Source organism: Gryllotalpicola kribbensis (assembly GCF_039538245.1).
Classification (GTDB): Bacteria; Actinomycetota; Actinomycetes; order Actinomycetales; family Microbacteriaceae; genus Gryllotalpicola; species Gryllotalpicola kribbensis.
The window spans coordinates 1-13,066 of the sequence record NZ_BAABBX010000013.1 but is presented as its reverse complement, the minus strand read 5'-3'; the positions used below and the strand labels follow the sequence as shown (position 1 = coordinate 13,066).

At 65.6% G+C, this 13,066-nt stretch carries 15 protein-coding genes; 12 read left to right on the top strand and 3 right to left on the bottom strand.

The genetic code is table 11. The features are described from left to right. Positions 1-53 precede the first annotated feature (53 nt). Both ABD716_RS07940 and ABD716_RS07935 read left to right on the top strand, forming a co-directional pair. Positions 54-353: a hypothetical protein gene (locus ABD716_RS07940; RefSeq protein ID WP_344775596.1), complete on the top strand. Its 300-nt coding sequence runs from the start codon at positions 54-56 to the stop codon at positions 351-353. Between the two features lie 127 nt (positions 354-480). Further along, positions 481-795 carry a hypothetical protein gene (locus tag ABD716_RS07935; protein WP_344775594.1) on the top strand — a complete coding sequence of 105 codons (315 nt, stop codon included), beginning with the start codon at positions 481-483 and terminating at the stop codon, positions 793-795. A 152-nt stretch (positions 796-947) separates the two neighbouring features. Here ABD716_RS07935 and ABD716_RS07930 read toward each other — a convergent pair whose 3' ends face one another. Together ABD716_RS07930 and ABD716_RS07925 are read right to left on the bottom strand one after the other, a co-directional pair. Further along, positions 948-1,805, bottom strand: coding sequence for a hypothetical protein (locus tag ABD716_RS07930; protein ID WP_344775593.1), 858 nt, complete (start codon positions 1,803-1,805; stop codon positions 948-950). Positions 1,806-1,848: 43 nt separating this feature from the next. Further along, positions 1,849-2,565 carry a TIGR02391 family protein gene (locus tag ABD716_RS07925; RefSeq protein WP_344775591.1) on the bottom strand — a complete coding sequence of 239 codons (717 nt, stop codon included), beginning with the start codon at positions 2,563-2,565 and terminating at the stop codon, positions 1,849-1,851. Positions 2,566-2,682: 117 nt separating this feature from the next. Here ABD716_RS07925 and ABD716_RS07920 point away from each other — a divergent pair, with 117 nt between their 5' ends. From ABD716_RS07920 to ABD716_RS07885, 8 genes are all read left to right on the top strand, one after another. Then, on the top strand, positions 2,683-4,107 hold the full coding sequence (locus ABD716_RS07920) for a competence protein CoiA family protein (protein ID WP_344775589.1): 1,425 nt from the start codon (positions 2,683-2,685) through the stop codon (positions 4,105-4,107). A gap of 67 nt (positions 4,108-4,174) precedes the next feature. Beyond that, positions 4,175-5,638, top strand: a complete 1,464-nt coding sequence (locus ABD716_RS07915; RefSeq protein WP_344775587.1) for an FRG domain-containing protein — start codon at positions 4,175-4,177, stop codon at positions 5,636-5,638. A 254-nt stretch (positions 5,639-5,892) separates the two neighbouring features. After that, a complete protein-coding gene (locus ABD716_RS07910) occupies positions 5,893-6,474 on the top strand; it encodes a J domain-containing protein (protein ID WP_344775585.1) in 582 nt (193 codons plus the stop codon). 456 nt (positions 6,475-6,930) lie between these two features. Continuing rightward, a complete protein-coding gene (locus ABD716_RS07905; protein ID WP_344775583.1) occupies positions 6,931-7,326 on the top strand; it encodes a hypothetical protein in 396 nt (131 codons plus the stop codon). A 2-nt stretch (positions 7,327-7,328) separates the two neighbouring features. Next, positions 7,329-7,670, top strand: coding sequence for a hypothetical protein (locus tag ABD716_RS07900; protein WP_344775581.1), 342 nt, complete (start codon positions 7,329-7,331; stop codon positions 7,668-7,670). 7 nt (positions 7,671-7,677) lie between these two features. Further along, the gene (locus tag ABD716_RS07895) at positions 7,678-8,781 is read left to right on the top strand and encodes a pectate lyase-like adhesive domain-containing protein (RefSeq protein ID WP_344775579.1); all 1,104 of its coding nucleotides are present in this window, start codon (positions 7,678-7,680) and stop codon (positions 8,779-8,781) included. A gap of 63 nt (positions 8,782-8,844) precedes the next feature. Then, on the top strand, positions 8,845-9,204 hold the full coding sequence (locus tag ABD716_RS07890; protein ID WP_344775577.1) for a hypothetical protein: 360 nt from the start codon (positions 8,845-8,847) through the stop codon (positions 9,202-9,204). 57 nt (positions 9,205-9,261) lie between these two features. Next, positions 9,262-10,461, top strand: a complete 1,200-nt coding sequence (locus ABD716_RS07885; RefSeq protein WP_344775575.1) for a hypothetical protein — start codon at positions 9,262-9,264, stop codon at positions 10,459-10,461. 78 nt (positions 10,462-10,539) lie between these two features. Here ABD716_RS07885 and ABD716_RS07880 read toward each other — a convergent pair whose 3' ends face one another. Continuing rightward, positions 10,540-10,929, bottom strand: a complete 390-nt coding sequence (locus ABD716_RS07880; protein WP_344775573.1) for a hypothetical protein — start codon at positions 10,927-10,929, stop codon at positions 10,540-10,542. Positions 10,930-11,249: 320 nt separating this feature from the next. Between ABD716_RS07880 and ABD716_RS07875 the strand changes: the two genes are divergently transcribed. Together ABD716_RS07875 and ABD716_RS07870 are read left to right on the top strand one after the other, a co-directional pair. Beyond that, the gene (locus ABD716_RS07875) at positions 11,250-12,260 is read left to right on the top strand and encodes a hypothetical protein (RefSeq protein WP_344775571.1); all 1,011 of its coding nucleotides are present in this window, start codon (positions 11,250-11,252) and stop codon (positions 12,258-12,260) included. An 89-nt stretch (positions 12,261-12,349) separates the two neighbouring features. Further along, entirely contained in the window at positions 12,350-12,814 is a 465-nt protein-coding gene (locus tag ABD716_RS07870; protein ID WP_344775568.1) for a hypothetical protein, read from the top strand. Positions 12,815-13,066 lie beyond the last annotated feature (252 nt).

Below are 13,066 nucleotides of genomic sequence, written 5' to 3'. Positions count from 1 at the left end.
TCCCGGTCCTCGCAGCTACTGCAGAGCTGCAGGTGGACGCCGCCCGGAGGGTTATGACCCTCGATTTCCTCGACGGGCACGAGCCGGAGCCGACCACGGTCCTGATCGCTCGCTCATACCGCGATCTGCGCCGCCATACAGAGACGGCCATCGCCCGCGCAAGCTGCGATCAGGGCTCGACGATCATCATCCCCGACGCTCATCTTCTGCCGACGAGCAACACCGCGGCGCAGATCATCTGCGCTCTCTCTTACAGCGCGACCGTGTTCATCGGCGGCCCACTGGAGGTCGGAGCGGACGCACACACCCCGGAGTACCGCGCGTGGACCTCGCTCCTCGCGCTGACCCACTGAGGAATAACCGGGCACCGCAGTCCGGCATGTCTTGAGCATGAACATCTCGGATTTCGCTGGCCGCCACGCACGACGAGACCTACCTCAGGCACGGATCAGTGTCGGAGCCCTCGGGATCGATGTGACGATGACCACGGAACCCGAGCCGGGCCAGAGCCTCGCCAGAGACGTGTTCGGCCCGCTGTCGTTTCGGCCACGACCGGAGGACGACCTCGGCGCTGCGACTGCCGCGTTCCAAGCACAGCGTGGATTCACGCGAGCGTTTCGCGGCATGGCCGAGCGCCCGGAGTGCGAGATCTGGGACTTCCCGCCGGAGACGGACCTGCTGATCGAGCTGGCGGAGCAGCTCGAGGCACGCGGATACATCATCGACCTCGATATCACCGGAGCTCATATCTCCTGGGAGCCCGAAGAACTGCTGCTGGCGAGAGCGGGACTGTGACTACAGCCGGTCCTCGCTCCGCCGCATAGGTGTGGACGTGGCCGCGAACCCGACGAAGTGCGGCTGGTGCGTGTGCGGTATGACGAACCGCCTCCAATCGAAGAAGCCTCCGCCTTGATGGCGGGGGCTTCTTCGTGGGACTGCGGCCCCGCTCAGCTGTCGAGCGACAGCGCGCGCACTGTGGCTTCAGCAAGCCCGTGCCAGTGTGCTCCAGGTAGCGTGCTGGCCGCATGGTCAAGCAGCGCGTCCGTTCCCTTTGCCGCGGGGTCGCTCATCTTGAGGAGCGCGAAGCAGGCGATACTCGTGTCGCAGTACAAAGTCCAGAACGTCGTGAACGCTTCAAAGCGGTACACGGGACCGTTGCTCTGCCAGATGTCACCGTTGGTCGAACCCGGATGGGCGTGCGAGAAGTTGGAAAGCGAGGCATACAGGTCGCGCAAGACTCCATTGGGGTTGACGCCGAAGAGCCCCGCGCCGCCGAGTTGCGTGTCGATCGCTATTCCCGCGGGAGTTTGTCTGAGCAGGTCGCTGCAGTTTCCGAAGGGCGGCGGAACGGCGGTGCCTGTGCGCCATGCCTTGTAACCGGGTTCGTCGTGGCGGACTGCGAATCGAGCTGCGCGTGCCATGATCTCGAGGGCATTGCGAAGGCCAGCGCCAGCCTGTCGGTAGAAACCGTGAGCAGCGATGAACGGGGCCGCCTGAAACTCGTCGAGGACGTCCATGTATGCGTCGTGGAAGAACGGCCAGAGCGTGTCATCCAGTGGCAGAGCATCGAGCCAGGCGAGCCCCTGGCTGTGCATGTCGTCGATCATTTGTCCGTTGTTGTCGGTGGTACGAAGAAGCACGTCGGTTGGTAGATCGAACGTGGTGTGCCAGATCTCCGCATCGATGAGGTCGTGCGCGGTGTTGTCGTGCGGCCCATCCCAGAGAAAAACGTCGTCACCAAGGTAGGCACGCCGTTGACGGAAGAGCCCTTCGGTCAGCTCGCGACGGCTTCGGTCATCGTCCATGACTTGATTGTCGTCCCATGGTTGGATCTCTGCGGACGACATCTCACTGCGTCACGCGCTCCACGTCGCACGATGCGATCCATCGACATAGGACGCTGAGGCTGGCGAGCTGCTCGAGCGCCTCATGCTCGGTCCATGCCACCGCCTCCTCATGGGCGGCGACGTTCCGAATCGCGAGGAAGATCCCGGCGCCGAAGAACTTCGCGCCCTCCTGCTGCGCCCTCCAAGTAGGTGTGGATCGATCACCAGGAAAGCGCAGCCTCGGCTTCCCCGGGGCAGGCTCCTTCAGATCGAAGGTCTGCAATAGGAGCTCCGACTCGCCGATGTCGTGTCGGTCGATGAGATGTTGGAGCCGACGGTTGACGACGCGCGCAGCCGAAAGCACCGCATCCTGCCACGCCTCGGCCGCCCAGAGCGGAGCTGCGGGTTCCCACACCCACGGGTGGAGTTGATCAGCGGAGAGGACCGGAGCGTCAGGTTCGAGGTGCTTCGCCCACTCGTCCATGTTCTCGAGGATGCCGAGAGCTCTCTGAACCTGGCGCCGCGCGGTCGCAGCGCCTGCGACTTTGCCGACATCGACGCTTTCGGCCAGCGCCGGATCGAGTTTCTTCAAGATCTGCTTGATGGTGGGTTCAGCCTTGTACAGCTGATCGCCGAGTTGCGCATCACCTGAGAAGTCTCCAGGCCGCGTGCTCTGGCGGTACCGAGCCGCGAGGTTGTCGAAGGCCTCGAGCTGTTCTCGCATCCACGCACGGTCCACGGCCGAATGCTATGGCACGGGTCGGACATCACACTTGGCTGTTGCACCGCACACTGGGGCGAGCGCATTCCGCTCCCCAGAGCAGAGCCTGGAGGTCCGACGGACGAAGGAGCGGGCGTGACGGTGCTCGAGGGGAGCCACGCAGACCAGCTGGCGGCGTTCCAACGCGAAGAGCGCAACTTCGTCTACGGCCGCCTCGATACGGGCGATCCCTGGTTTCTCTCCGACGACGAAGCGATCGAGCGACGCCTGTTCGTCCGCGAGAACGTCCTGTGCCCTGTCCCAGACTGCGATACGCCACAGCTGACGACGGTGCACCGCCCCGTCCACCGCGATCACCTGCGCCACCTGTCGAAGTCTGCTATCGACCACGCCGCGGAGTCGGTGTTCCACGCGAATGCGTGCGCCCTGATCAAGGAGTGGCTGGACCGCCGCTATCCCAAGTCGCATGCGCAGCGTGAGCAGTGGTCGGACAACGGTAAACGCCGGGCGGACGTGATGTTGACCTCTGAGGACGGCACCGCGCGGATCGCGTTCGAGATCCAGTACTCCTCGCTCTCCGTTCTCGAGTGGCGGCAGCGCCACGACTCATATCGCGAGCAGGGAATCGTCGATGTGTGGCTGTTCGGCCATAACGGCCACCACTTCCGGCCCACCGGTGACGACGCCGTGAAGCTCTCCGACGTCCACCGCGCCATCCTTAAGAGCGGCTCCCCCGTCATGTGGCTGAACCCAGTCATCCAGCTCGTGGGCGTCGCATGGCGCGACATGCCACTTCACAAGCTGGTCGGCACGATGGTGACGGCCGCCGAGATGTTGCCGGTTCTCGACCCTGGCTCCAAGCCAGCGTGGGTCAACCTCCTCGACCTCGACGCTTTCAACGTGGCGCGCGACGGGCTCCACAGCGCGTGGCTTGATGAGCTCGTCGAGAACACCAGGCGCCGGAAAGAACACAACGAAGCTGTCCAACTCGATCTTCAAGAAGCACGCGCACGCGCGGCCGAGCAGGAGTACAGGGATCTCCTGCCCATCCACCAAGTCCCGCAGAAGCCGATGCCGCCACAGCCCATTGTCGAGACCAAGCCACCACCGCTCCCATCACCTCAGCTGAGAAGCCCAGCCGTCGACGAGCGCGCAGCCCGACGTGCTCGCGAGGATCAGATCGTGTCGACCGCGGAAGCGGCCCGGCGGCGCATCGCAGAGCATTACGGGCCGTGGCACGGGTCGGATGCGCACCTCGCTGCTGTCTCGTTTTTCACCAGCGGGGCGCCAGAGCTCGACGAGCATTGGCAGGCCGAGGCCTACTTCGAGCTGGTTGCCGGGCAGCAGGCGTCGTTCACTGTCGGCGATGTGGCGCGCGTTGCAGCGCGCCGATCAGAACTGCCGCTGGCGTCCTCGACGTCGGCGGCCGCGGCGTGGGTCGATCGGCTGGTACGACATGGCTTCCTGACGTACGTGTGGCGTCCCGACGGGCAAGTCCAGCCGACAGGGACCGGGCGTGCCGGCGGCCACGAGTTCAACCGCGTAGTGCGAAGGCCATAACGGAAAAGGCCCAGCCGATCTACGCGCGTTACCGTGTGCCCGCGCGCAGCCCGGTTACTCTCCCAGTGTGGCGACCGACGATGAAGACCAGAGCGACGCTGAGCAGACTTCGCTGCCAGCGCCTCCTCGTTCAGCCCTGGCGGACGCGGCCGCAGCCATAGCGAAAGCACAGCCGGACTTTGCAACAAGTCCGGCCGTTGCGGCGGCGGCCCAGGCCGCGCAGTCGATCGCACGCGTGTCGACACCCGCGAACCTACCCGCCTCGAATATCCTCGCCGGGGTCCAGAAAGCACTGGCCGCGTACCAAGCAGCGCTCCCGGCAGACCTCTACAAGAACATCGGCCTCGGATCACAACTCGCGAACATGTCGGGGCTTCTCAACGCGCAACGGCTCTACAAAGACTCGATCGGCGCAACGGCCGCAGCCGCGTATCCCGCGGTGCTTGCAGATGCGATGAAGAGCATCTCCGCCGCGTGGGCACCTATTGCGAACCCGCGCAACTACGAACGTCCCGACCCGCCGAAGGCCGCGTACTCTGAACAGCTCACGTCCCCCGGTGAGTACTTCCGCGCGAGCGGCTACGAGGTCGAGATCACCTCGTTCGCGAAGCTCAACTCGTCCATCGAGGTTCTCATCCGCAACAACCCCAAACTCGGGCTCGTGTGGCGCGGGATGCGCAATGCCGAGTGGGGCGTCTATTCGTCGCTGTTCCGCAAGCTCATCAACGACAACGGTGTGAGGCTTCCTGAGCAGGGTCGCCCGATGCCCCGAGGCGAGCAGCCGTTCCCCGATGAGAACCAGATGGTTGTAGCCGAGGCCGAGATCCTGCGGGTCGCACGCGAAGAGTGGCGGCTGGATGACCTCAGCGCGCTGGAGATCTTCGCGCGCATTCAACACGCTGGCGGCCCGACCCGGCTCATCGACGTCACTCAGAACCCCTACGTCGCCGCATGGTTCGCCGTCGAGGAGCACCCGGAAACCGAAGACGACGACGCGCGACTCCTGGCGTTCGCCACCAGACCGATCGCCAAGGACGGCGACGAGGCACCCGACTCGCTCGTCCGTCTCGATTCCGACTGGGCCGACCGCGTTCCGCTCTGGCATGGCCTGACCGGCGAAGGACGACCCTACGGTGACTGGGGAACAGGCACGCGACGGTACGTGTGGTTCCCACCGCTGTACGACCCGCGGATTTCGGCGCAGAACGCAGCGTTCATCCTTGACGGCGTGCCGATAACGTCCGAGGAGACCGCGAAGTTCTTCCCGATCAAGGGCACCGATGAGCACTGGACGCGAGCGGATCTCCTCGCCGCGAGTTCCATCTACGTCCGACTCGCGAATCCGAAGCGTGAGGCGAGATCCCACCGAAGCGGGCTTGCGCCGACGTTCACATTCAGGATCACCGCAGACGCCAAGCACGAGATCCGCGAAGTCCTCGAGCAACGCTTCGGCTACACACACGCCTCGATCTACCCGGACTCGGCAGGTCTTGCGGACCGACTCAATGCAGTGAACCTGGATGGCTCGTAGACCTTAGCCTCGCGATGTGAGGTGCCATCTGCCGCATGCGCACCGGTACGCGCGCCTGACGTCATAGCTCCTGACCTCTCCGCGGTTCCTGATCTTGCCGAGCGCGAGCAGCGCCGCGACCCGGTCGCGGTACGCGGCCTTCTGCGGCGTAGGGCAGACCGCTTTCGAGCTCATGCTCGCGACCGTAGTCGTGGCCTCTGACATCGCCCCCGTCCGAGGAATATGGCTCCACCGGCATCCGGCATGTCTGCGTGGTGACCCCACACGAAGCCTGGGCCGTTCTCGCCCTCACTCCGACCACTGACTGGTCCGCGGTCGAGCGTCGCTACCGCGAGCTCGCGCGCGCCCATCACCCGGACCTCTCTCCCGCCGACGCGAAGCTCTTCGCCGAGATCAACGCCGCCCACGACGTCTTGCGGGATGCCTTCGAGAACCGACCGGCCCGTCGTCCTCTCTCCGACTTCGAGGAGGAGATGAGGGCACGCGCAAACGCCACCTACGCGGCGCCGCGCCGGCAGCGTCCTGTACGCCCGCGCCTGTATGCAGCGCTCGCTGGGGTAACCGTGCTCGGCGCTGCAGCCGCGTTCTTCGCGCTGTTCAAGACCGCCCCTACCGACCTGCGCATCTTCGTCGCGTTCTTCGCGTTCGGCTTCTCGCTTCTCGGTATCCCACGCATCGGCTTTCGCATTGCCGGCAGCCTCGCGTGGGTCCTGACCGCGGTCACGGTCATCGCGCTCAGGGAGGCGGGGCTTCCGGCGTTCGCAGTGCTTGTCACAGCCCCGCTCACAGTTCACTTCGCGGCGCTCGCCTATATCGATTCGAGGCGTGAGCGATGATCCCGTCAAGCCCCACGGGAACCGCAGCCCTCAAGGACGCTCGCGCCCTCCGACGCGCAACCCTCCAGGCGCTGACTTTTCGCCAGGCGACGCTCGCCGACGTGATCAACTTCGCCTGCACTCCACAGGGCGCGCCGCTCCTCCGTCTCCCCCTCGAGCGCATCCTCCGAGCCGCCGGCCATTCCCCAGCCGAAGCCGCCCGAGCTCTCGCGCACACGACCCGTCTCCTCAGCGTCGTCGAGCCGCGGCCGACCTTGGGTTGGCTGTTGGACCCTCGCGCGGTGGCCCGCCGGGTGCCGGCGTTCGCTGACGCATTGAGACCGCGGGAGGCGCCGGGGTTCCCGTGGTCGAGTCCGTCATAACGGCGCCGTACACACACGGGTCACGGGAGGCCGGGGCGGCTCCTACCCCTACCCATGGCCCCGGTCTCCCCACCAGCGCAAGGAAGGACGTCCGATGCTCACAATGAAGGCCCGAGTGCTGCTCGGGACGCTTGGTACCTGCATGGCCGTCACTGGCAGCGGCCTGGGCTGGCTTGGAGCGCACGCCACCGAATGGGCCGACGCGAGCGTCAACCTGACCCCGCTCACCGCGGGCGCGGTTCTCCTACTCCTGCTCGGAGCTGCTGCCCTGATCGCCGCGGTGGGCGTGCCGAGGACGCGCGCGATCGCTCCGACCTCGGCGTATGTTGCTGCGCCGTCCATCGAATACGTGGGCCTCGCTCCCATCGCTGACCGCCTCGCCTCAGTACGCATCACCGATATCGCCAACCAGGTCATCCGCGGCAAGGGCGCCGTACACACACCGGTCATGACAGAGAACATCGCTTCGGCCGGGACCTTGGGGGCCTGACCATGGACACCGGAACCATCAACTTCAAGGGCGCGTGGGACACCACTTGGCGTTCAATCTCTGGGGTCATCGGCCCTCAGGTCACCGGCCTCATGACGATCATCGGCGTCCTACTGGTCGTATTCGCGGTCGGCAAATGGATCTTCGACAAGCGCCGCGGCGGCGGTGCAGCGTCGGGTCTCGGCCCGGTCCTCTGGGCCCTGATTGCCGGCGCGCTGCTCGCAGCCCCCGGCGTCATCATCCCGGCGTTCCTCGGGATTCTCGACACGGTGATCAACATGCTCGTGCACCTTGTCGGGTCCTCGGGCTCCGCCGTCGGCAACACCGGAGTCTCTTCCGACTAACAGCTCCGTGACCGTCGCTCCCGAGGTGAGCTCTCTGGGGTTTTCCGGCGGCGGTCACGGCCCCAATGCTCGATTCTCTCCGCATCAGAAAGCAGCCGCCACGCTCATGACCACCGCCCCGATCCGCACCCGCCGCGCGACGCTCTTCGACGACGCCGGCATCGAGGTCTCGATCCCGAACATCATCGTCGCGGTGAGCGTGTCCATCGCCGTGATCGCTGCCGTGGTGCTCGGCATCGTGTGGATCGTTCCCTGGTCGGAGGACAACAATGCGCGGAGCGAGGCGAGCACGATCCAGCAGGCGGAGCAGCTGTACTTCGCGAACATGAACTCGTTCACTGATCGCGCCGGGTTGACCTCCGCGGCAACCTCGGGCATCGATCCGACCTTGAAGCTCAAGGCGCTGGCCGACAGCAGCTCAGAGAACTACGCGATAGCGGCCAGCAGCTCCGGTTACTGCCTCGGGATCAAGTCGCGCACCGGCAAGCTCTTCTGGGCAACCTCGGAAACGCAGACTATTACCCAGGCCGCTGTGGCGCCCGCCTACGCCTCACCGGTGCCCACATGCCCGGACCCAGCGACGTTCGGGGCTACCGCGAGCGCGCCGACCGGCACGCCGTCTTCGACGCCGTCGAGCACTTCGAGCCCGACCGCGTCGCCTGATACGTCGACCCACGTCTCGACTTGGACACAGCTCGCAGCTGCGCTGCAGAACTCGGCGGTCCAGAAGATCACGCTCGACGCCAACATCACCCAGACCACCAACGACAGCTTCACCCTCACGTCGTCGAAGGCGATCAACCTCAACGGTCACTCTTTCAAGATCGCCCCGACGACGGGGGTGCCGACGTACCAGATGCCGCCGCCGAACTCGCCTGGGCTGGTGTTCACGAACTCAGCGGCGACCGTCGACGCGGGTTCGGCCACGTCGATTCCGCCCACGTTCTCCGCGACGACTTCGATCGCGCTTGGAGCGGACACGACAGCTTCGAACGGATTTCAGACCAACGGCCCGTCCGGAACTGCGGTCGACATTCAGGTCGGGACCCGCGCTCTCACCGTGCAGAACGTGGTCGTCGTGATCCCGAACACCACGATCACCTTCCATTGACCCCGTCGGTCCGCAGACGACACGCAGCGGGCCTCACCATCCACGAAACGAAGGAGCAAGACATTGAGCGAGACCAGACAGCATCTGCTCGACCACGCCGAGCGGCTGGCTTCGGCGCTGACCGGCGACCGGCTCGCTCAGTACGAGGAGGGCGTGTCAGCGGTCGACTTCATCCACAACATGCTTGACATCCCCGACTACTTCGCTGAGCGCCACCTGCCGGAGCACGACGGCATGAAGTCGGTCTTTCACCTCGGATTCGCGATACGCCGCTTGCAGAACGCCGTGATCGAGTCGGAGAGCCTCGCGGGCCTCGATGGTACGGACTGGGGCGTGGCCGCTGCCGCCCATGAAGCGAGTTGCGCTCGCTGGCTCGCCGACCGGATCAAGGACTTCGAGCGTTACGCGCTGCCCACCGCGTGACCGAACCGCGCCGGCCCGGCAGCGCACCGGCCCCGATATTCGAGAAAGGAGATCCCGATGGAGATCAGCGCCGATGAAGCACTGCTGAACCTCGCCCCGCACCTTGAGATCGCCGAGGGCGTCCTGCTGAGGGCAAGTGCGTGGGATCGCGCCGCGGCGCTCCTTTCGCGGAACGGATACATCACGGGGTTTCTCTTTGAGCCCGACTATGACAGGGCGCACGCTGAGCGTGAGGCGGCTCGGCAACAGCTCGACTCCCCATGGGTCGGTGCGTGGATCATGGCTAACCTGCAGCTTCGGCAGGCCGACGCGGCGCTCGACTCGACCAGCACGATCGTCCTCGACGTGCTGGGCGGCGCCGGGTTGACACCGGGCAAGATCCCCGACGGCTTCGAGATCGAGACTGCGGGAGCTCGCAGACCTGAGGGCCCGGGGTACGTCACCCCTATTCGCATTCGCGCGACCCATGTGAGAGCCGAGCCCATCGAGAACTCAGCGGAGGCAATGCCGGGCCCTCTCGGCTGGCTCAGTGACATCAGCGCCTACAGCATCGAGAACGGGGAGGAGTACGCCGGGCACTTCCGTGTTCGTCGCCTGGGACACCAGCTCGCGCATGCGATCGGGCGCGCGGAGCTCCTTCTCGAGGCGGAGCTCGCGGGGGCTGACTGGCACGATTTCGCCGCGCTCGTCGACCATGCTGATGCAGCCGAACTTCGCCGTGTGCTCCACGGAGCCGACGCCGACACCTCTACTCCGGATGCCGTCCTCGTTTCTGCGCTCTCGTCTGCTGGTGACGCTCGCCGACGGATTCGGCGTGCGATGAGCGCCAGCCCGATCAACGCGTACCTCAGCTTCGAACCGGACAGCGCATTCGAGCCGGATCTCAACGACGGCGCCACCCTCACCCTGGTCCCGATCGACCTCCTGGAAGAGGCAGAAGAACAGCTCAGAGGGGCGCTGACCCAGCTGTCAGACGCACGGATCTCCCACGTCCTTCGGCTTCTGCCGCAGGACCTTCGCGTGCACGCGGCTGGTGGTCTCGTCGCTGGCTTCTTGGTCCACGCCCCGAGCGGACCGACGTACCTGGCTGCTGGCTACGGCTCGCCGGCAGCCATCGCGCAGCGCATCGAGTCGATTGCCGTTGGCGGTGAGCCGGACGGGGCCCAGCCGAACAGCTTCTTCGAGGCCCTCTCAGACGCGCTACGGCCGGCCGTGGCAAAAGACAACGCCGAGGGGGCGCACGATGACAGCCGCTGATCCGAGAGACGAGCCGACCGGCGACCCGGCGCCGGCCAGAGGCCTCTCCGTTCCAGCGTGAGCTGCCACCGGGCCGGGTCAGATCTGGACGACATAGACGAGCTTGTCGTCACCGATCGACTCGATGACCTGCCAGCACCCGCGGCTGGGAAACTCGACGACAGTGGGCCACCATTGCGCCGCGTTGCCGTCGTCTTGTCTCTCGCTCGTGTAGTCGCCGGCCTGCGCGCTTCCTCTGCCACGCCCGTCGAGCAATGCCACCGTCACGCGGGGCGTGCCGCCAGCGTCGGTCAGTTGGCCGTCCACCACCTTCCACGCGGGGTACTTGTAGCCGAAGGAGTCGCCGCCGACGACACCCTTCTGCCGTGCCTGAGCGAGCGCATCGGGGTCCTCCCACCAGGCTCCTACCCACAGGTCGCCGTGGCCGTACACGACGCCGTACCGCTGTGAGGCCAGCGCGGCCGGCACCCCATCCTTGGTCGAAGTGCTAACCGGGCAGGCCTGAGAGATCGCCGCCGTAGACGCCGCGGTTGGTGACGGCGAGCGATGTGGCGGGCGCGTCGCACTGCAACCAGTGACGAGGAGCACGAGCGTGGCGACCGCCGCGAGACTCACTCGTCTCCTCATCGCAACGTCGCCTCGCAGAGCATGCGCCGGACACTACCTCGAGGTCCCCCAGCCCGCATCCGGGCACACGAGCCAACGCCCGATCCGGCACCGGGGCGTGGCCGGCCGGTGCCGGCGTGAGTCTGAAATCGACAAGTGACCTTTTCTGAGTACTGCTCACTATGGGAAGCTGGCGCCAGTTCTGGACTCCGATCCGAAAGGTCGTCATGCTGTTTCGCTCTCACAACGGCGTGCATGCCGCAGTTTCGCTCTGGCTGATTCGGACTGCGCTCCTCTTTCTCGTGCTTGTCAGCGTGGTCGAGGTCGTCGTGCTCTCGACTCCTTATCTGGTCGCGCGACACTTCCTTCCGGGCGGTAGCCGGCTTCCGATCAGCGAGTGGATGGGAGAAGCATGGGGGTTCTCTGTCGTCGGCATCGCGCTGATACTCCTCGTGGTGCTGATGGTGCCAGCTCTTCCGACGATCGCACTTCTTATGCCTGACGCTGTGATCTTTCATCCGGATGCCAGTCAGCGGCAGCGGCTTGGCGCAGTGGCGTGGTCCCGATGGCTGAGGTGGCTATGGCTCTGGGGGTTCTTGGCGGTCGTATTTCTCGTGGTGGTGAGTCGACCAGCATGGCTGGGTGGGTGGGCGCTCGTGGCCGCAGCAAGCGCAGTGCCGATCTTCGCCGCCGTGGCACTTGTTGGATCGTGGGTTGCGTACTTCCGAACAGTGCGCTGGGGCTGGCTCGACGGTCAACCTATGTTTCTGGGATTCGACGCAGCCGCACCCCCGGACGCGCTGTTCGCGCCGAAAGATTTTCCACCCAGTGACGCAGCGCTTCCGGAGCGCGAACGTCGCTGGTACGCGTATATCACTCGGGTGAGATCGTCGCGTAACCGGACTACCGGCAGTCTTATCACCGTCGTCGCCGGTACCTTCTTCTCGTTAGCGGTTGGCTGGGTCGTCGCGACTTGGCCGAACCCCGCCCCCTGGAGCGGACTGTTGTTGCTCTTGCCACTGGTTCTGCACGCCTTCGGTCAGAGACTCACGCGCCGCGCGGACAACTACGACGAGCTTGCCGATGTCTACCGGTCGCCCCCTGTTGCAGTTCCGGAGGCGCAGGCAAAGCGAGAAGAGGTCCCACCGCGGCGACGTCTGAGATCTCTCTGGCGGACCGCGCGCAGAAGCTGAACAGGTCGTCGCGTGCGCGTGCGGCTATCGCCAAGGACGATCGCTGCGCCTGATCCCTGCTGTCGGAGAGAGCCGCGCACATACGAGGCATGAGCACCCCCGCATCACAGTCCGAAATCGCCCGCCGCCGCAAGCGCACCGCCACCGGCATGTTCGCGCGCGAGGAAACGAAACCTCAGAACAGCGCCCCGGAAGTCGCGCTCGACCTCGGTTACTCCCTCCGCGACATCGCCGGCGTGAACGGCGCCGACGCGCTCCGAAAAGCACGAGCCGCCCGTCGTGCGCAAGTGGAACGGCTTCTGAGTGACGGACTCGCGCCCGGCATAGTCACCGTCATCTCGCCCGGTTACACGCGCAACGGCGCTTTGAAGTGGTCCCTCCGCGATGACGAGACAATGACCCTTCGCGAAGGCATCATCGAGAAGACCGACTCGCCCCAACGCGTGGAGGAAGACCTCCCAATCGACGTGCTCATCGTGAGCCGTGAAGCGCTCGCTCGCCGCGAGCAACTCGCTGCGCATCGACGGACGCGTAGCGCGGCCTCCGAAGAATGACCGAAGCCGCCGCCTCGTATTTCGGGTCCGAGGTTGCGGCGGCTTCAATCAATATTGGGGGTTTGAGTGACGGTCGGGTCCGTCTCTGAATACAGAATGACAGCTCGATCCACGCCGTTTCCGCAGGGCATCCTCAAGACAGTCGCAAGCGCCCAGAGAGCCTGACCCCAGTCTGTGGGGTCTCCGAGGGTCTGTCAGTTAAACGGTGTGCGGGGCCCGGCGGTTCTCAATGGGTGGTTCTCTCGAAGCGGC